The sequence below is a fragment of the Streptomyces sp. NPDC008313 genome (assembly GCF_042956125.1).
In the GTDB taxonomy this organism is placed as follows: Bacteria; Actinomycetota; Actinomycetes; order Streptomycetales; family Streptomycetaceae; genus Streptomyces.
This window is the reverse complement of the sequence record NZ_JBIBFR010000010.1, coordinates 91,278-116,703: the sequence shown is the minus strand read 5'-3', so window position 1 is coordinate 116,703 and position 25,426 is coordinate 91,278. Positions and strand designations below refer to the sequence as shown.

Here is a 25,426-nt window from a genome sequence, read left to right as displayed (position 1 = left end):
ACACGAGTGGGTCAGAGGTCCACGCCACTGACGCTCCGCAGGCCGCCGCCCCGCCCGCCACGAAAACCCGGCCGCTCGCCGTTGACGTGGGAAATCGCGGTGCCCCGGGCATGATTGACGGATCGTCGGAGAGCCGGTAGCACTGACGCGTTCGGCCCCCGCACGCCCCATCGCGCTCGACCGTCCCAGGAGGCTGCTTTGCGAGGATCCGCCACCGACCCCAACGCCGCCGACGGCCCCAGACGTTCCCGCAGGACCGCGGTCGCCGTCGCCTCGACGGCGCTGCTGCTGCCGCTGATCGGCGCGGCTCCGTCCGACGGTGCCGACAGTGCGGCGCAGCCGTCGTCCGCCACCCGGCTGCAGAGCGCCTTCGCGTCCGCCGCCGCCGACTACCACGTCCCGCGCAGTGTCCTTCTCGGCGTCTCCTATCTGCAGTCCCGCTGGGACGAGCACAACGGAGCGGCGAGCGCGGGCGGTGGCTACGGGCCGATGCACCTGACCGACGCGCGGACCGCGATCGCGGAGGCCCCCCACCACGGCGAGGGCACCGAGGACGCGCGCGGCGACGACTCCCGCCCGGCGCTGCTGCCCGAGGTGAAGGTGCCGGAGAACGCGCAGCTGCCCGCCCGGCTGAAGACGCTGCCCCGGGCGGCGAAGCTCACCGGCCTCCCGGCCGAGCGGCTGCGGAGCGACCCGGCGGCGAACGTGGCCGGCGGGGCCGCGCTGCTCGCCGCCGCGCAGAAGGAGCTCGGCCGGCCCCTGAGCGACGACCCGGCCGCCTGGTACGGGGCGGTGGCGCGCTTCTCCGGCGCGGACGACCGGGCGACGGCCGCGGCCTACGCCGACGACGTCTACGACGTGATCGGCGACGGCGAGCGGCGCACCACGGACGCCGGCCAGCGCGTGACACTCGCCGCCGAGCCGGACCTCGCCCCGGACACGGCCCAGCTGCGCGGCGCGGGGCTGCGGGCCGCCTCCCCTTCCGGCACCGAGTGCCCGGCGTCCGTGGGGTGCGAGTGGGTTCCCGCGCCGTACGAGGAGTTCGGCGACGGCGACTACGGCAACCACGATCTGGGTGACCGGCCCGACTCGTCGAGCATCGACTACATCGTCATCCACGACACCGAGGGGTCCTGGGAGACCACCCTCAAGCTGGTCCAGGACCCGACGTACGTGTCGTGGAACTACACCCTGCGCTCGACGGACGGGCACATCGCCCAGCATGTGAAGAACAAGGACGTGGCCTGGCACGCGGGCAACTGGTTCGTCAACTCCAAGTCGATCGGCCTGGAGCACGAGGGCTTCCTCACCTCGCCGGACGCCTGGTACACGGAGGCGATGTACCGGTCCTCGGCGCGGCTGGTGAAGTACCTGTCCAGGAAGTACGGCATCCCGCTGGACCGGCAGCACATCCTCGGGCACGACAACGTGCAGGCGCCGACGGCGTCCGGCATCCCGGGGATGCACACGGACCCGGGCCCGTACTGGGACTGGCAGCACTACTTCACGCTGCTCGGCCGCCCCTTCCACCGCACGGCGGGCCCCGGCGGCGGGCTGGTGACCGTCGCCCCGGACTACGCGTCGAACCAGCCGCTGTACACGGGCTGCACCGCCGCCGGTGAGCCGTGCCCGGCGCACGGTTCCAGCGAGGTCCGGCTGCACACCCAACCGGACGAGAGCGCACCGCTGATCAAGGACATCGGGCTGCGTCCCGGGGGCGGCGACTCCACGATCGACGTGAACGACGTCGGGTCCCGGGTCTCCACCGGCCAGCGGTACGCGGTCGCCGAGCGCGCCGGTGACTGGACGGCGATCTGGTACCTGGGCCAGAAGGCCTGGTTCGAGAACCCGCGAAAGCACCCGACGGCCGTCGACGCCGCGGGCCTGGTGGTGACCCCCAGGGACGGCCTGACGGAGGTCCCGGTCTACGGGCGGGCCTACCCGGAGAAGGAGGCGTACCCGGCGGGCGTTCCCGTCCAGTCCGTCTCCCCGCTGCCGTACAAACTGCTCGCGGGCCAGCGGTACGCGGCGGGTGACAGGATGCCGGGCGAGTACTTCTACGCCCCGACCTTCGACACGTCCGTGCACCGGGTGGTGACCGGCAAGGACATGTACTACGAGATCCAGTTCGGTCACCGGGTGGCGTACGTGAGGGCGGCCGACGTGCGGCTGGTGCCGTCGACGTCCTGACACGGGCCGGGGCCGGGCTCGCGGGGAGGCGACCCGGCCCCTCATCCGTACGTGAAGTACGTACGCGGACGTGAGGGAGAACGTCAGCGCTGCTGGAAGAGTTCCGCCGGGAGCGGCTTCAGGAGCGCGTAGAGGTCGTCGGTGATGGGCCGGTCCCAGGCGGCGATGGTCACCAGGACGTTGTCGCTGCGGTCGAACTGGACGCAGGAGATCCGGCCCTCGGAGAGTTTGAGGCGGCGCACGATCAGGAGGTTGTCGCCCTGCATCACCGGCATGTCCTCGGAGCCGACGACGGTGACGTCCTCCTCGTTCTCCAGGGCCAGCAGCAGCTGGGCGACCTCGAACGGGACCTCGTCGTCGGCGACCTCCCGGGCCGGTGAGCCCTCCGGCAGATTGCCGATGATCATCGCCGGGCCGCGGCCGCCGAAAAGGTCGTAGCGCAGGAAGACACCCTGGCAGCTGCCGTCGGGCGCGGGCAGCAGGCCCGCGCCGAGATTGCCCGGCCAGTCACCCGGATCCATGGCCAGAACATCGAATTCGGGCCCGGCGGGGGTGGCGCTGCGGCGGCGGAGGAAGGACATGCGGCCATGGTACGTGCCCGGCCGCACGCACCACCCGCGGGCGCCCGGCGTGCGCCCGCGGCGTCAGCTGTCCGGGGCGGCCGGCGGCACCACCGCGACGGGGCTCGCCGCGTGCAGCAGGACGGCCTGGGTCACCGAGCCGATCATGCGCGCCGGTGCCAGCAGCCGGCGGCGGTGGCGGCCGACGACGACGAGAACGGCGTCCCGGGACGCCGCCACCAGCAGCCCGGCCGCGTCGCCCGGGGGGACACGGAGGTCGACGGCGCGGTCCGGGTGGCGTTCGCGGTGCGGGGCGAGGAAGCCTTCGGCGAGGGCCCTGGTCTCACGTTCGAGGGCCTCCAGATCGGCGCCGTCGAGCGTGAACTCGCCCGGCGCGGCCCACGTCTGGACCGGCCAGGGGTACGCGGCGACGACGTGGACGCGGGCGCCGCGCATGCCGGCCTCGGCGAACGCGAACGCGAGCGTCGCGTCGTCGGGGCTTTCCGCGTGCAGGCCGACGACCACGCGCGGTCCCGGCTCGACGTCGAGCTCCTCGTCGACGTGGCGCCCGGGGCCGGGCACGACGACGACCGGGCACTCGGCGTCCCGCGCGGCCGCCATGCCGTTCGAGCCGAGCAGCAGGCTCGCGAACCCGCCCCGGCCCCGGGATCCGAGCACCATCAGCTGGGCCGTGGAGCCGAGTTCGGGCAGCAGCGCGCCGGGGGCGCCCTCCAGTCCGACGTACTCGGTCTCCGGCCGGTCGGTCCGTTTCTCCAGGTGGTCGCGCACCTGGTCGAGGACGGGGTCGACGGCCGGGTCAGGCGGTCCGGCGACCAGGACCACCGACTGCGGCCAGACCGCGTACTGCCTCACGTGGACCACGCGCAGCGTCGCCCCGCGCGTACGGGCGGCCGTGACCGCCCAGTCCAGGGCGCGCAGACCGTCGTCCGATCCGTCGACTGCCGCGATGACCGGCAGAGTGCTCATGGATTCCTCGCCTCCGGCACGAAGCCCCGATCGACTGCTTCCCGGGGCCAGACTGACTCAGGTGCCGCCCCAGGGAGGGGGTCGTAGGTCACGTGTCCGGAAAAAGCGAGGATTCACCTCCCGGGAACCACCGGTCGGCTCCACCGATGGGTTCCACCGGTGGGCTCCACCGATGGGTGCAGGGCCCGGTCGCCCGGCCCGGTCGCCCGGTTCCGGGGTCCCGTCGCCGTGCGGGCTGTCTCAGGTGAGGTCGAACTCGCCCTCGCGCGCTCCCGACACGAACGCGCCCCATTCCGCCGGAGTGAAGATCAGGGAGGGGCTCTCGGGGCGGCCGCTGTTGCGCATGGCGATGAAGCCCTCGACGAAAGCGATCTGGACGTCTCCCCGTCCTCGGCTGCTGGACTGCCACTGCGCGTTGCTGAGGTCCAGCTCCGGCTTGTCCCAGCCCGTGAACGGGTGCTGCTGGATGGTGCTCTCGGCCACGTCCGTGCTCCTCCCGGTTCGTCGTCCGCGGCCAGCCTAGCGACCGGCCCCGGCGGCGGACAGGCCGCGGGGCGGGACGACCCCCGGAAGATGAAGGGTCCGTTCCCGCCCGCCCGCCGCTCCGGGCCGCCTCCGGCGCGGGCGGCCGCCGACGGCTCCGGCTACGCGGGAGGCTCCACGGGGGCCGCGAGGAACTTCGCGACATAGCGCGTGAACCACTCCGGGTCGTCCAGCCACGGGAAGTGGCCGCCGCCCGGCTGCACGACACGCCGGGCGGTGGGGAGCAGAGCCGCGACACGCCCGGCGAGTTCGGGGCTGGGCCCGCCGTCCAGCTCTCCCGCGTACACGAGGACCGGTGCGGTCAGCGAGGCGAGGGCCGCCCTGGTCGCGGGCGGGTCGTAGGCGCCCGCGGAGCCGTACAGGCCTGCGGCCTCGTCGTTGGTCTGGGTCTCGTCGGCCGCCATGTGGGCCCGTGCCGTCTCGTCCCAGCGGCCGTAGAAGAAGGGCGCGTAGGACAGGGGGTCGTCCGCCTCGCGTCCGGACCACAGCGCCTCGAAGGCCGGATACGCCTCGGCGAACCAGGGCTCGCCCGCGCGCCTTCGCGCGGCCGCCAGGCGGTCCTGGACGGTGACGGGCAGTCCGAGGGCCCACGGGGTGGCCGCGATCAGCGCGAGCCGCCGTACGCGCTCAGGGTGGCGGGCCGCGTGGAGCATCGCCAGATTTCCGCCCGCCGAGTGCGCCAGGACGTCTACGCGCTCCAGCCCCAGATGGACGCGGAGCGCCTCGACGTCGCCGACGAGGCGGTCGCAGCGGTACGTCGCCGGGTCACGCGGCACGGCCGAGTCGCCGGTGCCGCGCAGGTCGAGCAGGACGAGGCGGCGGTGTGCGGTCAGGCCGCCCAGGTCGCCGAGGTAGGCGGAGGCGCGCATCGGCCCGCCGGGCAGGACGAGAAGGGGTTCGCCCTCGCCCCTCAGGTGGTAGGCGAGCTCGGTCCCGTCGGGCGCGGTGCATGTGGGCATACCGCGATCCTCCGGCCCGCGGCGCGTGCGCCGCAACACGTCTCCCCGGCGTCCGCGCCGTCCCCCTCCCCCGCCGGGAGGACGCGCGGATTGACTTCCGTCCATGTCTTGACGGCCGCGCGAGCCCCTGAATTACTGATCGGGAACAGCACGACCGAATGATCGGTCGTCCAGGGTCCGTCCGGCGGATCGAAGTCGCGGTGGACCGGCGCTGATCCGCCGGACGGACGCTGGGTGCGATGGGTGAGGGAGACGTCCCGATGGTGGATGCCACGGACACGCGCGACCCGCTGGGCTCGGGGGTACTCCTCGACGCCGGTGAGCGGCTCGACGCCGGAGGGCTGCGGGCGCTGCAGCTGGAGCGGCTGCGGGCCTCGCTGCGGCACGCGTACGAGAAAGTTCCGTTCTACCGGGACTCCTTCGACAAGGCGGGGCTGCGGCCGGAGGACTGCCGCACGCTCGGCGACCTGGCCCGGTTCCCCTTCACCGTCAAGGCGGATCTGCGGGAGAACTACCCGTACGGGATGTTCGCGGTGCCGCGGGAGCGCATCCGGCGTCTGCACGCCTCCAGCGGCACCACCGGCCGGCCCACGGTCGTCGGCTACACGGAGAACGACCTGTCCATGTGGTCGGACATGGTGGCACGCTCCCTGCGGGCCGCGGGCGGCCGTCCCGGCGACACGGTCCACATCGCCTACGGCTACGGCCTGTTCACCGGCGGTCTCGGCGCGCACTACGGCGCCGAGCGGCTCGGCTGCACGGTGGTCCCCGCGTCCGGCGGCATGACGGCGCGCCAGGTCCAGCTGATCCAGGACCTGAAGCCCCGGATCATCATGGTGACCCCCTCGTACATGCTGACGCTGCTGGACGAGTTCGAGCGGCAGGGCGTGGATCCCCGGGGCACCTCGCTGCGTGTGGGCGTGTTCGGCGCGGAGCCGTGGACGCAGGAGATGCGCCGGGAGATCGAGGAGCGGTTCGCGATCGACGCGGTCGACATCTACGGCCTGTCGGAGGTGATCGGCCCCGGCGTCGCCCAGGAGTGCGTGGAGACCAAGGACGGGCTGCACGTCTGGGAGGACCACTTCTATCCGGAGGTCGTCGACCCGGTCACCGGGGAGGTGCTGCCGGACGGCGAGGAGGGCGAGCTCGTCTTCACCTCGCTGACCAAGGAGGCCATGCCCGTGATCCGCTACCGGACGCGGGACCTCACCCGGCTGCTGCCCGGCACGGCCCGCGTGTTCCGCCGCATGGAGAAGATCACCGGCCGCAGCGACGACATGGTGATCCTGCGCGGGGTGAACCTCTTCCCGACCCAGATCGAGGAGATCGTGCTGCGGACGCCCGGTGTCGCGCCGCACTTCCAGCTGCGGCTGACCCGCGAGGGCAGGATGGACGCGCTCACGGTGCGGGCCGAGGCCCGCGCCGGTGCCGCACCCGAGGCCCGGGACGCGGCGGCGCGCGCCATCACGGCGGCCGTGAAGGACGGCATCGGCGTGTCCGTGGCCGTCGAGATCGTCGAACCGGAGTCGCTGGAGCGGTCGGTGGGGAAGATCAGACGGATCGTGGACCTGCGCCCGCGCTAGGCCAGGTCAGCCACGCGCCTCGGGGACCGCTTCGGGGACGGCGCCGAAGCGGTCCCGCAGCTCACGCTTGAGGATCTTCCCGCTGGCGTTGCGCGGCAGCGCGTCCACGAACAGGATCCGCTTGGGCGCCTTGAAGTGGGCGAGCCGCTCGCGCGCGTGGGCGACCAGTTCCGCCTCGGTGACCTCGCCGCGCGCGACGACGACCGCGGTGACCGCCTCGATCCACCGCTCGTCGGGGAGACCGATCACCGCCACCTCGGCGACCCGCTCGTGGGTGTACAGCACGTCCTCGACCTGCCGTGAGGCGACGAGCACCCCGCCGGAGTTGATGACGTCCTTCACCCGGTCGACGACGGTGAAGTACCCCTCGGCGTCCCGGACGGCCAGGTCCCCGGAGTGGAACCAGCCGTCGCGGAAGGCCTCCGCCGTCTCCTCGGGCCGGTCCCAGTAGCCCTCGCACAACTGCGGTGACCGGTAGACGACTTCGCCGCGCTCGCCGTCGGGCACGTCGGCGCCGGACTCGTCGACGACGCGGGCCTCGACGAAGAGCACCGGCCGCCCGCAGGAGTCCATCCGCCCCTCGTGCTCGTCGGGGCCGAGGACCAGGGCGAGCGGACCGATCTCGCTCTGCCCGAAGCAGTTGTAGAAGGCCAGGTCCGGCAGCCGTTCCCGCAGCCGTTCGAGCACGGGCACCGGCATGATCGACGCCCCGTAGTACGCCTTGCGCAGCCCGGTCAGGTCCCGGGTAGCGAAGTCGGGGCGGTTGGACAGACCGATCCAGACCGTGGGCGGCGCGAACAGGCTGTCCGCGCGGCCCGCCTCGACCAGGTCGAAGATCGTCTCGGCGTCGGGCGCGTCGAGGATGACGTTCTCGGCGCCCACCGCGAGATACGGCAGCAGGAACACGTGCATCTGGGCCGAGTGGTAGAGCGGCAGCGAGTGCACCGGGCGGTCGCCCGCCCGGAGGTCGAGTGCGGTGATCGCGCTCAGGTACTCGTGCACCAGCGACCGGTGCGTCATCATCGCGCCCTTGGGCAGCGCGGTGGTGCCCGAGGTGTACAGCAGCTGCGTCAGGTCCTCGCCGCGCGGCTCGGGCCCGTCGTACGGGGCGGCCTGCGCCAGCCGTACGAGCAGGGAGTCGTCCGCGTCGCGCAGCGCGAGGACGCGGGTCCCGCCGGGGAGCCCGCCGGCGAGGTCCGGGTCCGCCAGGACGAGGCCGCAGCCGGACTGGCCGACGATGTACGCCAGGTCGTCCCCGGTGAGGTTCTGGTTGACCGGTACGTGCACCAGGCCGGCCCGCGCCGCCGCGAGGAAGCCGATCAGATAGGCGTCCGAGTTGTGGCCGTAGGAGCCGACGCGGTCGCCGGGCCTCAGCCCCTCCTCCCGCAGGACGGTCGCGGCGCGGGAGACCGCCTCGTCCAGCTCCGCGTAGGTCCAGGCCCGCTCGCGGTAGTGGATGGCGATCCGCTGGGGCATCCGCCCGGCGCTGCGGCGCAGCACCCCGTCGACCGTGACGCTTCGTCCCGCCGTCATGCCCCGCTCCTTCGTCCGCCTGTCCTGGCGTGATCCTCGTGGCGCCCGGCGTACCGGGTCAAGCATCGGGCGCGGATGGCGGGCGGCCGGTTCAGCCGGGCGCCGACGCCTCCAGGACGGCCATGGCCGCGTTGTGTCCGGGCACCCCGCTCACCCCGCCGCCGCGCACCGCGCCCGCCCCGCACAGCAGGACGTTGGCGTGCCGGGTCTCGACGCCCCAGCGCCCGGTGTGCTCCTGGGCGTAGGGGAAGGAGAGGTCGCGGTGGAAGATGTTGCCGCCGGGCAGCCGCAGGTCGCGCTCCAGGTCGAGGGGGGTCTTCGCCTCGATGCACGGGCGGCCGTCCGCGTCGGTGGCCAGGCAGCCGGCGAGCGGTTCGGCGAGGTGCGCGTCCAGCTGGGCCAGTGTCGACTTCAGCAGTTCCTCGCGGGCGGCGTCGTTGTCCCGGGCGAACAGCCGGGCCGGTGCGTGCAGGCCGAAGAGCGTGAGGGTCTGGTAGCCCCGGTCGGCCAGGTCCGGGCCGAGGATGGTCGGGTCGGTGAGGGAGTGGCAGTAGGTCTCGGAGGGCGGGGCGGTCGGCAGCGCGCCGGAGGCGGCCTGCGCGTGGGCGGCCGCCAGCTGCTCGTAGCCCTCGGCGATGTGGAAGGTCCCGGAGAACGCCTCGCGCGGGTCGACGGAGGGGTCGCGCAGTCTCGGCAGACGTGCGAGCAGCATGTTCACCTTGAGCTGCGCGCCCTCGGCGGGGGCGGGCGGCTCGTCGCCGGTGAGGGCGGCGAGTTCCTTCGGCGAGGCACCCACGAGGACGTGCCGGGCCGCGACGGTCCCCTCGCCGTCCGGGCCGCGGTAGGTGACCTCGGCGCTCCGCCCGTCCGTGTCGATCCGCAGCACCTCGTGGCCGGTGGCGAGGACGGCCCCGGCCTGGCGGGCCGCGCCGGCGATCGCGTCGGTGAGCGCGCCCATGCCGCCGACGGGCACGTCCCAGTCGCCGGTGCCGCCGCCGATCACGTGGTAGAGGAAGCAGCGGTTCTGCCGCAGGGACGGGTCGTGGGCGTCGGCGAACGTGCCGATGAGGGCGTCGGTGAGCACGACGCCGCGGACGAGGTCGTCGGCGAAGTGCTCCTCGACGGCCGCGCCGATGGGCTCCTCGAAGAGCAGGCGCCACGCGTCCTCGTCGTCGATGCGGCGGCGCAGCGCGTCACGCGTCGGCAGCGGCTCGGTGAGCGTCGGGAACACCTTGCGGGCGACGCGGCCGGTCATCCCGTAGAAGCGCCGCCAGGACTCGTACTCGGCGTCGGAGCCGGTCAGGCGCGCGAAGGCCTCCCGGGTGCGCCGCTCCCCGCCGCCCACCAGCAGCCCGGTGGGCCGGCCGTCCCGCTCGACGGGTGTGTAGGAGGACACGGTGCGCGCGCGGACGCGGAAGTCCAGCCCGAGGTCGCGGACGATCTTCCGGGGCAGCAGGCTGACCAGGTACGAGTAGCGGGACAGGGGTGCGTCGATGCCCGTGAAGGGGCGGCTGGAGACGGCGGCGCCGCCGGTGTTCCCGAGCCGCTCCAGGACGAGGACGGAACGTCCGGCCCGGGCCAGGTAGGCGGCGGCGACCAGGCCGTTGTGTCCTCCGCCGACGATCACGACGTCGTGTCCCTCGTGTGCGGTCATGGTTCTTGGTAGCACGCGGTGATCCACGCCGACCAGGGGTGCGCGGCAGCCGGCGGGCAGCCGTAAGGGGCGGGCGCGTGTCCCGGGTGACGGCGTGTGGGGCGGGGGCCTGGCCACCGGGTGCGCGCCGCCGGCGCGGGGCCGGGGACGGGGGCGCCGAGGTGTGCCTCCTTCGGACCGCCCGTGCCGCGGGCTATCCCCCGGCCCGGTGCGGTGCCGGGCGCGAGCCGGGACCGAGCCGTGCCATGGCGCGGAGGATGTGCCGGGGCGGCAGTTGCCAGCGCAGACGTGCGGGGACGCGGCGCAGCGAGGCGCCCGTGAGGCGCAGACGCCGGGTGACCACGGCGGGTGGCGGGGCCGGTCTGCCGTACAGCGCGTGGGCGTACGGCGGCAGGGAGGCGTAGGCCAGCAGCGCCACGCGCCGCCACAGCAGTGCGCGCGCCGGGACGAGCGGCGTGGGGACCGGCGGGCGGAGCAGGAAGGCGTCGACGTCCCGCGCCTCGGGGCCGGCCGCCAGCTGGGGCCGCACCGAGTCGAAGTAGGCCGCGAGCTGTGCGCGGTCGGCGGGCACGCCGTCGGGGTCGAGGCCCACGAGGCGTGCGCTGACGCGGTGTTCGCGGAGGTAGCGGTCGGCCTGGGCGTCGGTGAGCGGGAACCCCGAGCGGCGCAGCACGTGGAGGTAGGAGTCGATCTCGGCGCAGTGCACCCACAGCAGCAGCGCGGGTTCGTCGACGCCGTACCGCTCGCCGGTGTCGGGGTCCGTCGCCCCGAGCATGGTGTGGATCTTCCGTACCCAGGCGCCGGCGCGTTCGGCGGCCTCGGTGGTGCCGTAGGTCGTGGTCCCCACGAAGCCGGCGGTGCGCATCAGGCGTCCCCAGGCGTCGCGCCGGAAGTCCGAGTTCTGCATGACGCCGCGGACCGCGCGCGGATGCAAAGCCTGCAGGTACAGGGCGCGGAGTCCGGCGACCCACATCATCGGGTCGCCGTGCATCTGCCAGGTCACCGAGCGGGGCCCGAAGAGGCCGGGGTCGGGGTGCGGAGCGCGGTCCACGTCCATGCCGTCAGGTTAGCTGCGTACGGAGCCGTGCAGACAGGGCCGGTGTCGCGGTGGGGTCAGACCAGGGTGGCGGCGAACTCGCGGCAGGCGTCGGCGCAGGCACGGCACGCCTTCGCGCTGTCGGCCGCGCCGGCGTGCTCGTCGAAGACGTCGGCGGCCTCGCGGCACACGGTGCCGCACCACTCCAGCTGGGCGCGGACGCTGTCCTCGTCCTGCTGCGTCTGCTCGGCCAGCATCCGGCACGTCGCCTCGCACACCTCGGCGCACAGCACACCCTTGCGCCGGACGAGAGACTGCTCCTCCGCCCCCTCCGGGTCCCAGAAACTCGCGCGCGCGGCGCACGCCCGCGCACAGTCGGCGCACGCCTGCGCGCAGGCGAAACGGTCCTCCAGGAAGCGGAAGAGATCCTGCTGAGATGTCGTTGAGGTCACTCTGTGCGGGTAGCCGCGGGGAACCGTGTCAAACCGGCGGTTTCGCGCACCGGTTGCCGTCGGGGCGCCTATATGCCGGCCGCGCCTATGCGTCCGTGGCGGCCGCGTCCGCCTCGGCGGCCTCACGGGAGATCCGGCCGAACTCGGCGCCCATGGCCTCGGCGAGCGCCCGGGCCGCCGACAGCGGACGGACCATGACCATCAGGTCGTCGATCCTCCCGTCCTCGTCGAGGTGCAGGAAGTCGGAGCCGTTGATCTCCTTGTCACCCACCTTCGCCGTGAAGACCAGCACCTGGTCACGGCCGTCGGCGCCGGTCACCTCGCGCACGTACCGGAAGTCCGTGAAGACGCGGCTGACGCCCCGCAGGACCGCGGCCGTGACGGCCCGGCCGCGGTAGGGCCGGAAGGCGACCGGGCTGGTGAAGACGACGTCGTCGGCCAGCAGTTCTTCGACGGCCGCGAGGTCGCCCGCCTCCACCGCCGCACGGAAGGAACGCATCACGTCCGCCTCTCCCCGCCGCCCGCCGGTCCGTCCGCCGAGTCGACATAGTCAACTAATTGATTAGGTGCGGATGACCATACTCGCCGCGGTGAGCACGGTCTAGCCTTGCCCCATGGCATTGCGCAACGCGGTCCTGGCCGCGCTCCTGGACGGCGAGGCCTCGGGCTACGACCTGGCCAAGGACTTCGACGCGGCCGTGGCCAACTTCTGGATGGCCACGCCCCAGCAGCTCTACCGGGAGCTGGAGCGCATGGAGGCCGAGGGCCTCATCGAGGCCCGGCTCGTGCGGCAGGAGCGCCGCCCCGACAAGCGGCTGTTCTCCCTCACGCCGGCCGGCCGCCGGTCGCTGCGCGAGTTCACGGCCGCCCCCGCGAGACCGGCCGCGCTGCGCGACGAGCTGCTGGTCAAGCTGTACGCCGTCGACGAGGGCGACGGCGACGCCGTACGGGAGGCCATCACCGAACGTCTGGCCTGGTCACGCGCCAAGCTGGCCCGCTACGACCGGCTCCGGGCACGTCTCCTCGACGGCCGGACCGAGGACGCGTACCTGGCCGGGGCCGAGCGGATCGGGCCGTACCTCACGCTGATGGGCGGCCGGGCCCTGGAGCAGCAGACGATCCGCTGGGCCGAGCAGGTGCTGGCCGTCCTGGAGCGGCGCGCCTCCGTACCGCGCTGAGGGCTGCCCGGCGGATCGTGTCGCGGACGCGGGGACCGGCGCCGGTCACGCGCCGCCGACGCACGGCGACGTGATCCGCCGGCCCCGCCCCGCGCGCTCCCGTCCGCGCATTCCCGGTGGACCCATCGGATGCCCTATGGCGGCCGCCGCTCCCCTATTGGCCAGCCCCGGCCCGATCTGCCTACCTTCGAGGTGTCGCCGACGGCCCCCGGCTCACGTCCGGGCCGGGCGGCACCGTCCCTTCCGCAGCGCCCGTCGAGGGCCCGCACACCCGGAGAAGCGCACCATGTCGAAGATTCTCTTCGTGATCACCGGCGTCGACCACTGGACGCTGGCCGACGGCACCCGTCACCCCAGCGGCTTCTGGGCCGAGGAGGTCGTCGCCCCGTACGAGGCCTTCGAGGCGGCGGGCCACGAGGTCGTCGTGGCCACACCGGGCGGGGTCGTGCCCACCGTGGACCGGGGCAGTCTGGCACCCGAGGCCAACGGCGGCCAGGAGGGCGCCGACCGTGTGGCGAAGACACTCGCCTCCCTCACCGCGCTGCACGAGCCGGTCGGCCTCGGCGACGTGGACCTGGACGACTACGCGGCGGTCTTCTACCCCGGCGGCCACGGCCCGATGGAGGACCTCGCCGTCGACACCGCCTCCGGAGCGCTGCTCACCCGCGCCCTGGCCTCCGGCAAGCCGCTCGGCGTGGTCTGCCACGGGCCCGCCGCGCTCCTCGCCGCCACCGCCGAGGACGGCTCCAACGCGTTCGCCGGCTACCGGCTGACGGGCTTCACCAACGCCGAGGAGACCCAGGCGGGGCTCGCGGACAAGGCCGCCTGGCTGCTCCAGGACCGTCTCGTCGAGGCGGGGGCCGACTTCCAGGAGGGCGAGCCGTGGGCCCCGTACGTGGTCGTCGACCGCAACCTGGTCACCGGTCAGAACCCGGCCTCCTCCGCCCCGCTGGCCGGGGAACTGCTGAAGAAGCTCGGCTGAGGCGGCGGAGGGCCGGCCGGCCCCGACTGGGGCCGGTCGGCCCTGGTGCGCACGGCCCCGGAGAGTGAGGATGGTGCTCCCGGGCAAGCGCGGCCCGGGATCCCACCGGCGAACGAGGGGTCGTCATGGCCGAGGCACGCGTCTTCACGGAGCGGAATCCGATCAGGGTCTTCCTGCTCGACGACCACGAGGTGGTCCGGCGCGGCCTGTCCGACCTGCTGGACGCCGAAGCGGACATCCATGTGGCGGGCGAGGCCGGCACGGTCGCGCAGGCGCTGGTGCGCGGACCGGCGCTGCGCCCGCACGTGGCCGTCCTCGACGTACGCCTGCCGGACGGCGACGGCATCACGGTCTGCCGCGAGCTGCGCGACAGCATGCCGGACCTCGCGGTGCTGATCCTCACCTCGTTCGACGACGAGGACGCCCTGCTGGACGCGATCATGGCCGGGGCCTCCGGCTACGTGCTCAAGCAGATCAAGGGGTCCGACCTGGTGTCCGCGGTGCGCACCGTCGCCTCCGGACAGTCCATGCTGGATCCCGCCACCACCGCCCGGCTGATGCGCTCGCTGCGCGCGGACCCCGTTGAGACTCCGGAGGTGGCACCCGAACTGGCGAGGCTGTCGCCCCGTGAGCAGGACATCCTCGCGCTCGTCGGCGACGGGCTCACCAACCGGGAGATCGGCGCGAAGCTGTATCTGTCGGAGAAGACCGTCAAGAACCACATCTCGCGGCTCCTGGCGAAACTGGGTGTCCAGCGACGGGTGCAGGCCGCGGTCCTCGCCTCCCACCTGGAGCGGCCCGAGCCGCCCGGGCCCCGCCGGGACCGTCACGCGGGGTGACTCGCACGGGGACGGCCACCGGCGCCCGGGACGCGAGCCCGTGCCCGCCCGTCCCCCGGTCCCGGACGTCCGGGGGTGCCGCCGCGCGGCACCGGACCGTCGGGCATGCTGGAAGCGGCCGATGACGCCGTGAGGGGAGCTTGGGTGAACGAGCGCGCACAGGACGGCCCCGGCGCGGGGGCCGCGCAGCCCTCCCCCGAGCAGCGACTGGAGCGGCTGCTGGAGGACCTCCAGGCACAGGTCCGGCAGGGACGGGCCGCCCGGGACCGGATGGACACCCTGCTGGACGCCGTGCTGACCGTCGGATCCGAACTGGACCTGGAGGTGGTGCTGCGACGGATCGTGCGCTCCGCCGCGACCCTGGTCGACGCCCGCTACGGGGCGCTGGGCGTGCTCGGCGAGGACGGCACGATCAAGCAGTTCCTCACCGTGGGCATCGACGAGCGGGCCGTGGCCCGGATCGGCCACTACCCGCGCGGCGAAGGCATCCTGGGCCTGCTGATCAGCCACCCCGAGCCGTTGCGCCTGGCGAACCTCTCGCGGCACCCGCGGTCGGTGGGCTTCCCGCCCGGCCACCCGCCGATGACCAGCTTCCTCGGCGCACCCGTCCGGGTGCGCGAGCAGGTATTCGGCAACCTGTACCTGACCGACAAGCGGGGCGGCGGCGAGTTCGACGCCACCGACGAGGCGGTGCTGCGCACCCTGGCCGCCGCGGCCGGCGTGGCGATCGACAACGCCCGGCTGTACGACGACGCCCGCCGCCGCCAGCGTCTGCTGGCGGCGAGCAACGAACTCACCCGCAGTCTGCTGTCGGGGGCGGAGCCCGCCGCCGTCCTCGCGTCCGTCACCGGCACCGCGCGGGAGATGGCCGACGCGCACCTGGTGACGCTCGCGGTGCCGGTCGGGGACAGCGGCGAACTCGTCGTGGAGGCCGCCTCCGGCCCCCGGGCCGAACAGGTGCGCGGTCTCGTACTGCCCGCCTCGGCGCCCGCCGCGAAGGTGTTCGCCTCCGGCGAGGTGATCCGCGACCAGGCGATGACCGCCGGCCCGCGCTCCACGGGCGGGAGCGCCCCGCCGGTGGAGCAGGGACCGGCGTTCCTGGTGCCGCTCGGCACCCATGAGCACGTCCGCGGCGTACTGCAGGTCGCGGGCGAACCGGACGGGCGCCCCTTCCCCGACGCCGTGGTGGACATGGTCATCGGGTACGGCAACCAGGCGGCGCTCGCCCTGGACGTCGCCGAGCACCGGCGGGACGCCGAGCGTGTGCTCGTCCTCGACGACCGCGACCGGATCGCCCGTGACCTGCACGACCTGGTCATCCAGCGGCTGTTCGCGAGCGCCCTGTCCCTGCAGTCCACGCTCGGCCGGGTCGCCGACCGGCCGGAGGTGGGCGAGCGGATCGAACGGGTGGTGGACGACCTGGACGACACGATCAAGGTGATCCGCTCCACGATCTACGCGCTGAGCGAGCAGGACCGGACGCGCGGGGGCGGCCGGCTGCGCTCCCGGGTGGTGGCGGCGGTCGAACCGGCGGCGCAGGCACTCGGCTTCACCCCGGCGCTGCGGATGACCGGCCTGCTGGACACGAACGTCCCCGCCGGGCACGCCGGGCATCTGCTGGCCGTGCTCGGCGAGGCCCTGTCCAACGCGACCCGGCACGCCCGCGCCACCGCGGTGGACGTGGGCGTCGACGTCACGTCCACGACGCTGCGGCTGCGGGTGGCCGACAACGGCCGCGGGATCGACCCGGCCGTCACCCGGCGCAGCGGGCTCGCCAACATGCGCCGGCGCGCCGAGGAGCTGGGCGGCACGTGCGGCCTGCACGCGAACGAGCCGAGCGGCACCGTCGTCGAGTGGGCCGTACCCCTCCCGTCGGCCGCCTCGGACACCGGCTGAGGCGGGCCGGCCGGGTCAGCCGATGCGCTCCCAGCCGCGGCGGGGGGCACGGGAGCCGAGCCGCTGGTCGCGGCTGCGGTAGACGATGTACGGCCGGGTGAGGTAGCCGACGGGCGCGGAGAAGACGTGCACCAGGCGGCTGAAGGGCCAGAACGCGAACAGCACCCAGGCGGACAGCACATGGAGGCGGAAGCCGATCGGGGCCTTGAGGATGAGGTCGGTGTCGGGGTGCAGGTAGAAGAGGGAGCGGAACCAGGGCGAGACGGTCTGCCGGTAGTTGTGCGGGTCCCCGGTGACGTTGCCGAGGACGGTGGTGCCGAGCCCCAGGCAGATCGTGAGGATCAGCAGGACGTACATCGCCTTGTCGTTGCGGGTGGTCGCGGAGAACACGGGTCCGGTGGTGCGGCGCCGGTAGATGAGGATGGCGGCGCCGCCCAGGGTGCAGATGCCGGCGGCGGTGCCCAGGCTGAACGCGACGGCGTGGTAAGCGGTCTCGCTGATGCCGGCGGACTCGGTCCAGCTCTCCGGGACGAGCAGTCCGCCCACGTGGCCGACGACGACCAGCAGGATCCCGAAGTGGAACAGGGGGCTGCCGAGGCGCAGCAGCCGGTTCTCGTAGAGCTGGGAGGAGCGGGTGGTCCAGCCGAACTTGTCGTAGCGGTAACGCCAGTAGTGGCCGAGGACGAAGACGGCGAGGGCGATGTAGGGGACGGCCACGAAGAGGAGGACGTCCCAGGCGCTCTGCCCGGCGACGGCTGCTGCGGTGTCGTTCATCGGCGGCCTCTCGGCATGGCGGGGTCGGGCAGGAACACCGGGGACGGCTGGGACGGCTGGGACGGCGGGGCGCCGAAGGGGGCGAGGCCCACCTGTTCCTCGGGCGGTCCTTCGGCGGCGAGGCGGGCGACGGCTTCGCGCTGGTCCCCGGCGAGCGGTGGCAGGGTGGCGGACACGGAGTCGAGGACGTGGGCCCAGGGCGAGTCCGCGTCGGTCAGGGCGAGGCGGAGCAGTTCGAGGCCGGCGCGGTGCTCGCGCAGCAGTGTCCCGTCGCCCGAGGCGGAGGCGAACTCCAGAACCACGGAGAGGTGGTCGGGGAGTTCGTCGTCGCTCAGCCGCAGTCCGGCGGCGGTGTAGGTCTGCTTGAGGTTCAGCAGGGCCTGGCCGCGCTTGCGGGTGTCGCCGTGGGCATAGTAGGTGAGGAAGAGACAGCAGCGTTTGCGGTGGTCGAAGGTGGCGACGTAGTCGGCGGCGAGCTCGTGCGGCGGGGTGGCCCGGAGGTGGCCGAGGAAGCGGACGAGTGGAGCGCCGACGTCGTCCGGGAGGGTGGCCGCGGCGCGGTCCAGGAGCGGGAGCCGGCCGAGCAGTCCGTCGTCGGGGTAGCCCAGCAGCAGCGACTGGACCTGCCAGGCGCGGACGGTGTGCGGGTCGGTGGCCGGGGGCCGGCGCTTGGTGGCGAACCTCATGACGGGGACCCGCCTTCGCCGCCCCGCCCGGCGTCCGTACCCGTGCCGGTGCCCCGGTCCGTGCCGTCCGGTCCCCCGTCGTCGCCGGGCGGGAAGAGTCCCGCCGGGCGGCCTCTGCCGTCCCAGTTGAGGAGGTTGACGCGGGTGTTCTTGTCCTCGGGGGTGGCGATGGTGTCGGCGGTCTGGCGGTCGCGCAGGGCGTGGAAGTTCTCCACGGCGATGGGCGCCGGTCCCCCGGACGTCTCACCGAAGGGCCCGGAGCCTCCCATGCCGGGGCCGCCCTCGTAGTCGAGGCTGCACTCGGTGGCCAGTTCCTCCAGTTTGTGGGCCTGTTCGGCGTGGGCGGGCGGGATGACGTAGCGCTCGTCGTACTTGGCGAGGGCGAGCAGGCGGTACATGTCGTAGACCGCCTCCTCCTCCATGCCGACCGACGCGGGGATGGAGGCGTCGGGCTCTCTGCCGAGGTTGATGTCGCGCATGTAGGCGCGCATCGCGGCGAGGCGGCGCAGCACGGCGTTCACGGGCGCGGGGTCGCCGGCGGTGAACAGCTGGGCGAGGTAGTCGACGGGGATGCGCAGGGCATCGATGGCGGCGAAGAGGTTGCCGCGGTCCTCCGCGTCGTACCCGGTGTCGCGGACGACGTCGACGACCGGGGAGAGCGGCGGGATGTACCAGACCATGGGCATGGTGCGGTACTCCGGGTGCAGCGGCAGGGCCACCTTGTACGTGTTGATCAGGGCGTGGATCGGGGAGCGCTGGGCGGCGTCGATCCAGTCCCGGGGGATGCCCGCCTCCTCGGCCGCGCGGACGACGTCGGGGTCGTTCGGGTCGAGGAAGACATCGCGCTGCGCCTCGTACAGATCGGTGTCGTCGGGGGTGGAGGCGGCTTCGAGCACCCGGTCGGCGTCGTAGAGGACCAGGCCGATGTAGCGCAGCCGGCCGACGCAGGTCTCGGAGCAGACGGTGGGGATGCCGACCTCGATGCGCGGGAAGCAGAAGGTGCACTTCTCCGCCTTGCCGGTGCGGTGGTTGAAGTACACCTTCTTGTACGGGCAGCCGGAGACGCACATCCGCCAGCCGCGGCAGCGGTCCTGGTCGACCAGGACGATGCCGTCCTCCTCGCGCTTGTAGATGGCTCCGGAGGGGCAGGAGGCCGCGCACGACGGGTTGAGGCAGTGCTCGCAGATGCGCGGCAGGTAGAACATGAAGGTCTGCTCGAACTCGAACTTGACCTTCTCGGCGAGTCCCGCGAGCAGGACGTCCTTGTCACCGTGGTCGGGAGAGCCGCCGAGGTCGTCGTCCCAGTTCGCCGACCACTTGATCTTCATGTCCTTGCCGGAGATCAGGGACTTGGGGCGGGCGACGGGAGTGTGCTCCTGGAGCGGGGCGTTGATGAGCGTCTCGTAGTCGTACGTCCACGGCTCGTAGTAGTCGTCGATGCTGGGGAGTTTGGGGTTGGAGAAGATCGTGATCAGCTTCTTGAACCGGCCGCCGCCCTTGAGGGCGAGGCGGCCGTTCTTGTTGAGCTGCCAGCCGCCCTTCCAGGTCTCCTGGTCCTCATAGCGGCGCGGGTAGCCCTGGCCCGGGCGGGTCTCCACGTTGTTGAACCACACGTACTCGACGCCCGGCCGGTTGGTCCACGCCTGTTTGCAGGTGACGGAACAGGTGTGGCAGCCGATGCACTTGTCGAGGTTCATCACCATCGCCATCTGGGCCATGACGCGTCCGATGGGGGCATCACCGCGGGCCATCAGTACTCCACTTCCTGGTTCTTACGGCGCCGGATGACAGTGACCTCGTCGCGCTGGTTGCCGGTGGGGCCCAGGTAGTTGAAGGCGTACGACAGCTGGGCGTACCCGCCGATGAGATGGCTGGGCTTGACCAGCAGCCGGGTGAGGGAGTTGTGGATGCCGCCGCGTTTCCCGGTGGTCTCGGTGCGGGGGACGTCGATCAGGCGGTCCTGGGCGTGGTGCATGTAGACGGTGCCCTCGGGCATCCGGTGCGAGACGACGGCGCGGGCGGCCACGACGCCGTTGCGGTTGACGGCCTCGATCCAGTCGTTGTCGTGGACGCCGATCTTGGCCGCGTCCTCCTTGCTGATCCAGATGGTCTGCCCGCCGCGGGAGAGCGACAGCATGAACAGGTTGTCCTGGTACTCGGAGTGGATGGACCACTTGTTGTGCGGGGTGAGGTAGCGGACGGTCACGCCGAGTTCGCCGACGTCGCCGATGGGCGGTTCGTCGAAGAGGGCGTTCATGTTCAGCGGGGGCCGGTAGACGGGGAGCTGTTCGCCCAGCTCGGTCATCCAGTCGTGGTCGAGGAAGAAGTGCTGGCGCCCGGTGAGGGTGTGCCACGGCTTGAGGCGTTCGACGTTGATGGTGAAGGCCGAGTAGCGGCGTCCGCCGGACTCCGATCCGGACCACTCCGGTGAGGTGATCACGGGTACGGGCGCGGCCTGGGTGTCGGCGAAGGTGACCTGCTTGCCCTCGTGTTCGGCGGCGAGGTCGGCGAGCCGGGTGCCGGTGCGCGCCTCCAGGGTGTGGAAGCCCTGGGTGGCGAGGTGGCCGTTGGTGGTGCCGGACAGGGCGAGGATCGCCTCGCAGGCGTGCACGTCCCGGGCGATGGAGGGCCGGCCGTCGGCCGCTCCGCCGCGTACGGTGCCGTTCTTGTGCCGCAGGTACTCCAGTTCGCGCCCGACCTTGAAGGTGACGCCTTTGGTGGTGGCGCCCAGGGTGTCGAGGAGCGGGCCGAGCGCGGTCATCTTGTCGGCGACGGCGGCGTAGTCCCGCTCGACGACGAGGAGTTTGGGCATCGTGCGGCCCGGCACCGGCTCGCAGTCGCCGTTCTTCCAGTCCTGGACCCGGCCGTGGGGGTTGGCCATGGCGTCCGGGGTGTCGTGCAGCAGCGGCGCGGCGACCAGGTCCTTGCGGGTGCCGAGGTGGCCGGCGGCCAGGTCGCTGAAGGCGCGCGCCAGGGTGTTGAACGCGTCCCAGTCGGTGCGGGTCTGCCAGGGCGGAGCGATGGCCGGGTTGAAGGAGTGCACGAAGGGGTGCATGTCGGTGGTGTTGAGGTCGTGCTTCTCGTACCAGGTGGCGGCGGGCAGCACGACGTCGGAGTAGACGGTGGTACTGGTCATCCGGAAGTCCAGGGTGAGCAGCAGGTCGAGCTTGCCGGTCGGGGCCTCGTCCCGCCAGACGACGTCGCGCGGGCGGGCGCCGGGGGGCGCTTCGGTGGCGCTGAGGGAGGCGTCGGCGCCGAGCAGGTGCTTGAGGAAGTACTCGTTGCCCTTGGCGGAGGAGCCCAGCAGGTTGGAGCGCCAGACGGTCAGCACCCGGGGGAAGTTCTCCGGGGCGTCCGGGTCCTCCCCGGCGAACTTCAGCCGTCCGGCCTTGAGTTCGCCGACGACGTGGTCGCCGGCCGGGCGTCCGGCCGCCTCGGCCTCGTCGGCGAGGTCGAGCGGGTTGCGGTCGAAGGTGGGGTACGACGGCATCCAGCCCATCCGGGCCGAGGCGGCGATGACGTCGGCGGTGCTCCGCCCGGCGAACGTGCCGCCCGCCCCGGCGGCGGCGAGGGTGTCGGCGGAGAAGTGGTCGTAGCGGAACTGGTCGGTGTGCAGGTACCAGTACGCCGTCTGGATCATCTGGCGGGCGGGCCGGTTCCAGTCGGAGGCGGTGGACAGCAGGGAGTAGCCGGTGATCGGTCGGACCTTCTCCTGGCCGACGTAGTGCGCCCAGCCGCCGCCGTTGACGCCCTGGCAGCCGGTGAGGGTGGTCAGGGTGAGGAAGGCGCGGTAGATGGTGTCGGAGTGGAACCAGTGGTTGGCGCCGGCACCCATGATGATCATCGAACGGCCGCGCGACTCCTCGGCGTTGGCCGCGAACTCCCGGGCGATCCTGGCCGCCGTCTCCCCCGCGACCCCGGTGATGGCGGACTGCCAGGCCGGGGTGTACGGCTCGTCGGGGTCGTCGTAGCCGGTGGGCCAGGTGCCGGGCAGGCCCTCGCGGGCGACCCCGTACTGGGCCAGCAGCAGATCGAACACCGTGGTGACCGGCCGGCCCGCGACGCGGCGGACCGGTACCCCGCGCAGCAGCCGTCCGGCCGAGCCGTCCGGGGCGTCGAAGCGCGGGAGTTCGACCGTCACCGGGGCCTCGGTGCCGCCGGCGGCGGACAGCAGCGGATCGGTGTCACCGAGGTCGAGGTTCCACTTGCCGGCGCCGGACTCGCCGAAGCGGTCGCCGAGCGTGCCGTTCGGCACCACCGGACGGCCGGTGGCCGCGTCCAGGAGCACGGTGCGGAACGCCGCGTGCTCCGCCTGGGCCTCCGTGCCGCCCAGGTCCTCGGCGGTCAGGAACTTCCCCGGCGCGTAGACGCCCGGCTCCCGCTCCTCCAGGCCGACCAGGAACGGCAGGTCGGTGTAGCGCTTCACGTACGAGGTGAAGTACTCCGTCTCCCGGTCGACGAAGAACTCCTTGAGGATCACATGCCCCATCGCCATGGCGAGGGCGGCGTCCGTGCCGGGCTGCGCGGGCAGCCACTCGTCGGCGAACTTCACGTTGTCGGCGTAGTCCGGGGCGACCGCGACGACCTTCTGGCCGCGGTAGCGGGCCTCGGCCATCCAGTGCGCGTCCGGGGTCCGGGTCACCGGCAGGTTGGAGCCCCACATGATCAGGTATCCGGCGTCCCACCAGTCCCCCGACTCCGGTACGTCGGTCTGGTCGCCGAACACCTGCGGGGAGGCGACGGGGAGGTCCGCGTACCAGTCGTAGAAGGAGAGCATCACGCCGCCGAGCAGCGAGTAGAAGCGGGCCCCTGCCGCGTGCGAGACCATCGACATGGCCGGGATCGGCGAGAAGCCCGCCAGCCGGTCGGGACCGTACTCCTTGATGGTGTGCACGTGGGCGGCGGCGACCATCTCGGTCGCCTCCTCCCAAGTGGCCCGCACCAGGCCGCCCTTGCCGCGTGCTGCCTTGTAAACGCGGGAGCGTTCGGGGTCGGAGACGATGTCGGCCCAGGCGGCGACCGGGTCGCCGAGCCGGGCCTTCGCCTCCCGGTACATCCTCAGGAGCACCCCGCGCACGTACGGGTAGCGGACGCGGGTGGGCGAGTAGGTGTACCAGGAGAAGGCGGCGCCCCGGGGGCAGCCGCGCGGCTCATACTCCGGACTGTCCGGGCCGACCGACGGGTAGTCGGTCTGCTGGGCCTCCCAGGTGATGATGCCGTCCTTGACGTACACCTTCCACGAGCAGGAGCCGGTGCAGTTGACCCCGTGGGTGGAGCGGACCACCTTGTCGTGGGACCAGCGGTCCCGGTAGAAGTCGTCCGCGGAGCGCCCGCCGGTTCTGTGCAGGGTGCGCAGGTCGTCGGAGACCTCCGCCCGGGTGAAGAACCGCCGGGAACGCACCAGAGCGTCCGTCAGTCCGCTGTCCATTCCCGCGTGCCCCGGCCCCGGGCCGGTCTCCGTACTCACAGTGGTGTCTCTCCTGGGGGAAGTGACGCTGGCCTTGCTCGGATCGATCTAGATCTTCGACGGCTACTACGTAACGCCCTGAGTGACCCGTGTGCAAGCCCTTGGACGATCAGTTCCGTTCCGTGGCCGCCGCCGGCAGGAGGGTACCCACGCGGGAGCGGACCATTTCGACCGCTTCCCACTCCTCCGTGCTGAGACTCGCCAGGGCCGCCGGGAACACGCCGTCCTGCTCCTTGAGGATGTGGTCGCGCAGCATGGCCAGGACGGTCATCAGCCGGCCGGGCCAGGCGGGGTCGGCCGGGGTCCGGCCGGCGGCCTCGCCGAGGACGGACTCGATCCGCCGGTGCTCCTCCTCCAGGGCGGCGATGTGGTCGGGGAACTCCTCGGCCATCACGGGAAACAGCCCGTGCTCCTCGACCTCGGTGTGCGGGGCGAGGACCGCCGCGATCTCGCGGGCGGTCTGCGCCATCCGGACGACGTCCTGAGCGGCGTAGGCGCTCTCCACCCCGGCGATCAGGTCCACCACGGCGTCGTGCTCCCGGGTGAGTTCGTCGATCGTGGCCAGGGACTGGCAGCCGCAGTACTCACACATCGTGCGATCTCCTTCGGGGTGCTCACGCCGCCGGGGCGCGTCGGACGAGGGCCTTGCGGACGCCCATGCCGGTGAAGACCAGGGCGGCGGCCGACACCGCGGCCAGGAGCAGGAGGCCGAGGGCGTACGAGCCGTAGGTTCCGTAGAGCGAGCCCATCACCAGCGGCGGTACGAACCCGCCGAGGCCGCCCGCCGCGCCGACGACTCCGGTGACCGAACCGACCATGTTCGCGGGCGACAGCAGCGCCACCAGGGCGAAGGTCGCGCCGCTGCCGGCGCCGAGCGCGGCGGCCATCGCGAGGAACGCGATCGTGCCCGACGGGGCCAGCGCGGGGGTGAAGGACTGCGCGAGGGCGCCCACCACGACCACGGTCAGCGACCCGGCCAGGACGCGCACCGGACCGATCCGGTCCGACAGCCAGCCGCCGATGGGTCGCATGGCGACCGCGAGCAGCACGAACCCGGCCATCCGGTTGGCGGCGTCCGCCTGGCTGAGCCCGTACCCCGTCTTCAGATACGTGGGCAGGTAGACCGAGAAGGCCACGTAGCCGCCGAAGGTCACCGCGTACAGGGCCGAGGCCTGCCAGGTGACACCGAGGCGCAGGGTCGTCGCGAGCCGCTGGGCCAGCGGCCGGGTGGGCACCGTACGGCCGGGCGCGTCGCGCAGGACGAGGGCGGCGACCACGGCGTAGAGCGCCAGCGCCACCGAGGTGAGCAGGAACGGGTTGGCCATGCCGTGGGCGTCGACGAGCTTGACGGTGGTCAGCGCGCTGACCGCGGTGCCGCCCATGCCGGCCCCGAAGACGCCGATCGCGAGGCCGCGCCGCTCGGGCGGGAACCAGGCGTTGACGAAGGGCACGCCGACGGCGAACGAGGTGCCGGCGACACCGAGGAAGAAGCCGCCGGTGAGGAGGGCCGCCAGGGAGTCGTGGCCGGCGAGGCCCAGGTAGAGCACGGGCACGATGGTGACGGCCGACACGAGCGGGAACATCACCCGCCCGCCGAACCGGTCGGTCAGCGCGCCCACCGGGATACGGCCGAGCGATCCGACCACCACCGGCACCGCGACCAGCAGCGACTGCTGGAAGGAGGTCAGGTCGAGGCCGTCCTTGAAACGGGGGCCGAGCGGGCTGAGCAGCGCCCAGGCCCAGAAGTTGACGGCGAAGCCCAGGGTTGCCAGGGCCAGCATGAGCCAGGCGCGGCCGGTCGCCGGGGCGCCTTGCGCCGGGACGCGGTCCCTCTCCTTCGTCTGCTGGAGCATCGTGTCGTTCCCTTCTGCGCGCGGCGGCCATCCGCCGCGTGGGGGTGGGTTCGGGCTCCGTCCCCCGTCCGTGTCGCACGGGGCGGGGCCCACTGTCAGGATCGGTGCCGGCGTACGCGTGTGAGGTGGGCCGTTGGGCCCCCGTCGTCCCGCCGAGCGGTCCCCGTCGCGGGGGCCTGCAGGGCCGTTCGTCCCGGGCCCCGGCCGCGCCGCCCCACGTCCTCGGCCGTCCCCTGCGGCGGCGCGTCGCCCAC

Annotated in this window: 21 protein-coding genes; 6 read left to right on the top strand and 15 right to left on the bottom strand. The window is 73.0% G+C overall.

Annotated features, from left to right (window positions below; translation table 11 throughout):
- The first annotated feature begins 198 nt into the window (after window positions 1-198).
- On the top strand, window positions 199-2,190 hold the full coding sequence (locus tag ACFY93_RS15520; protein ID WP_391358317.1) for an N-acetylmuramoyl-L-alanine amidase: 1,992 nt from the start codon (window positions 199-201) through the stop codon (window positions 2,188-2,190).
- An 83-nt stretch (window positions 2,191-2,273) separates the two neighbouring features.
- Here ACFY93_RS15520 and ACFY93_RS15515 read toward each other — a convergent pair whose 3' ends face one another.
- The 4 genes from ACFY93_RS15515 to ACFY93_RS15500 all read right to left on the bottom strand — a co-directional run bounded on the left by ACFY93_RS15515 (window position 2,274) and on the right by ACFY93_RS15500 (window position 5,239).
- A complete protein-coding gene (locus ACFY93_RS15515) occupies window positions 2,274-2,771 on the bottom strand; it encodes a hypothetical protein (RefSeq protein ID WP_391358315.1) in 498 nt (165 codons plus the stop codon).
- Window positions 2,772-2,834: 63 nt separating this feature from the next.
- On the bottom strand, window positions 2,835-3,737 hold the full coding sequence (locus ACFY93_RS15510; RefSeq protein ID WP_391358312.1) for a universal stress protein: 903 nt from the start codon (window positions 3,735-3,737) through the stop codon (window positions 2,835-2,837).
- A 240-nt stretch (window positions 3,738-3,977) separates the two neighbouring features.
- On the bottom strand, window positions 3,978-4,220 hold the full coding sequence (locus ACFY93_RS15505) for a DUF397 domain-containing protein (protein ID WP_391358310.1): 243 nt from the start codon (window positions 4,218-4,220) through the stop codon (window positions 3,978-3,980).
- Between the two features lie 161 nt (window positions 4,221-4,381).
- Window positions 4,382-5,239: an alpha/beta fold hydrolase gene (locus ACFY93_RS15500; RefSeq protein WP_391358309.1), complete on the bottom strand. Its 858-nt coding sequence runs from the start codon at window positions 5,237-5,239 to the stop codon at window positions 4,382-4,384.
- 260 nt (window positions 5,240-5,499) lie between these two features.
- Here ACFY93_RS15500 and paaK point away from each other — a divergent pair, with 260 nt between their 5' ends.
- Window positions 5,500-6,822, top strand: a complete 1,323-nt coding sequence (gene paaK / locus ACFY93_RS15495) for a phenylacetate--CoA ligase PaaK (protein WP_391358307.1) — start codon at window positions 5,500-5,502, stop codon at window positions 6,820-6,822.
- Window positions 6,823-6,828: 6 nt separating this feature from the next.
- On the opposite strand, the gene ACFY93_RS15490 is transcribed toward paaK, so the two are convergent.
- The 5 genes from ACFY93_RS15490 to ACFY93_RS15470 form a co-directional block, all read right to left on the bottom strand.
- The gene (locus tag ACFY93_RS15490; RefSeq protein WP_391358304.1) at window positions 6,829-8,355 is read right to left on the bottom strand and encodes a fatty acyl-CoA synthetase; all 1,527 of its coding nucleotides are present in this window, start codon (window positions 8,353-8,355) and stop codon (window positions 6,829-6,831) included.
- A 91-nt stretch (window positions 8,356-8,446) separates the two neighbouring features.
- A complete protein-coding gene (locus ACFY93_RS15485) occupies window positions 8,447-10,009 on the bottom strand; it encodes an FAD-dependent oxidoreductase (RefSeq protein WP_391358301.1) in 1,563 nt (520 codons plus the stop codon).
- Window positions 10,010-10,202: 193 nt separating this feature from the next.
- Window positions 10,203-11,066 (bottom strand): oxygenase MpaB family protein, encoded by an 864-nt coding sequence (locus ACFY93_RS15480; RefSeq protein WP_391358298.1) that lies wholly within the window; start codon window positions 11,064-11,066, stop codon window positions 10,203-10,205.
- Window positions 11,067-11,122: 56 nt separating this feature from the next.
- A complete protein-coding gene (locus ACFY93_RS15475; RefSeq protein WP_391358295.1) occupies window positions 11,123-11,497 on the bottom strand; it encodes a ferredoxin in 375 nt (124 codons plus the stop codon).
- 85 nt (window positions 11,498-11,582) lie between these two features.
- Window positions 11,583-11,996 (bottom strand): nuclear transport factor 2 family protein, encoded by a 414-nt coding sequence (locus ACFY93_RS15470; RefSeq protein ID WP_391358293.1) that lies wholly within the window; start codon window positions 11,994-11,996, stop codon window positions 11,583-11,585.
- Window positions 11,997-12,111: 115 nt separating this feature from the next.
- On the opposite strand from ACFY93_RS15470, the gene ACFY93_RS15465 reads away from it, so the two are divergent.
- The 4 genes from ACFY93_RS15465 to ACFY93_RS15450 all read left to right on the top strand — a co-directional run bounded on the left by ACFY93_RS15465 (window position 12,112) and on the right by ACFY93_RS15450 (window position 16,392).
- Entirely contained in the window at window positions 12,112-12,675 is a 564-nt protein-coding gene (locus ACFY93_RS15465; protein ID WP_391358290.1) for a helix-turn-helix transcriptional regulator, read from the top strand.
- 286 nt (window positions 12,676-12,961) lie between these two features.
- Window positions 12,962-13,657, top strand: coding sequence for a DJ-1/PfpI family protein (locus ACFY93_RS15460; protein WP_391358288.1), 696 nt, complete (start codon window positions 12,962-12,964; stop codon window positions 13,655-13,657).
- A gap of 125 nt (window positions 13,658-13,782) precedes the next feature.
- Window positions 13,783-14,496: a response regulator gene (locus tag ACFY93_RS15455; protein ID WP_391358287.1), complete on the top strand. Its 714-nt coding sequence runs from the start codon at window positions 13,783-13,785 to the stop codon at window positions 14,494-14,496.
- A gap of 144 nt (window positions 14,497-14,640) precedes the next feature.
- Window positions 14,641-16,392: a GAF domain-containing protein gene (locus ACFY93_RS15450; RefSeq protein WP_391358285.1), complete on the top strand. Its 1,752-nt coding sequence runs from the start codon at window positions 14,641-14,643 to the stop codon at window positions 16,390-16,392.
- 15 nt (window positions 16,393-16,407) lie between these two features.
- Here ACFY93_RS15450 and narI read toward each other — a convergent pair whose 3' ends face one another.
- From narI to ACFY93_RS15420, 6 genes are all read right to left on the bottom strand, one after another.
- Window positions 16,408-17,166, bottom strand: a complete 759-nt coding sequence (gene narI, locus ACFY93_RS15445; protein ID WP_391358282.1) for a respiratory nitrate reductase subunit gamma — start codon at window positions 17,164-17,166, stop codon at window positions 16,408-16,410.
- The gene (gene narJ / locus ACFY93_RS15440; protein WP_391358281.1) at window positions 17,163-17,852 is read right to left on the bottom strand and encodes a nitrate reductase molybdenum cofactor assembly chaperone; all 690 of its coding nucleotides are present in this window, start codon (window positions 17,850-17,852) and stop codon (window positions 17,163-17,165) included. Before narJ ends, narI begins: the two co-directional genes overlap by 4 nt.
- The gene (gene narH / locus ACFY93_RS15435) at window positions 17,849-19,603 is read right to left on the bottom strand and encodes a nitrate reductase subunit beta (RefSeq protein ID WP_391358277.1); all 1,755 of its coding nucleotides are present in this window, start codon (window positions 19,601-19,603) and stop codon (window positions 17,849-17,851) included. The genes narJ and narH overlap by 4 nt, the downstream gene beginning before the upstream one ends.
- Window positions 19,603-23,280 (bottom strand): nitrate reductase subunit alpha, encoded by a 3,678-nt coding sequence (locus ACFY93_RS15430; protein WP_391358642.1) that lies wholly within the window; start codon window positions 23,278-23,280, stop codon window positions 19,603-19,605. Before ACFY93_RS15430 ends, narH begins: the two co-directional genes overlap by 1 nt.
- 148 nt (window positions 23,281-23,428) lie before the next feature.
- The gene (locus tag ACFY93_RS15425) at window positions 23,429-23,911 is read right to left on the bottom strand and encodes a hemerythrin domain-containing protein (protein ID WP_391358276.1); all 483 of its coding nucleotides are present in this window, start codon (window positions 23,909-23,911) and stop codon (window positions 23,429-23,431) included.
- 22 nt (window positions 23,912-23,933) lie between these two features.
- On the bottom strand, window positions 23,934-25,172 hold the full coding sequence (locus ACFY93_RS15420) for an MFS transporter (protein ID WP_391358273.1): 1,239 nt from the start codon (window positions 25,170-25,172) through the stop codon (window positions 23,934-23,936).
- Window positions 25,173-25,426: the final 254 nt, after the last annotated feature.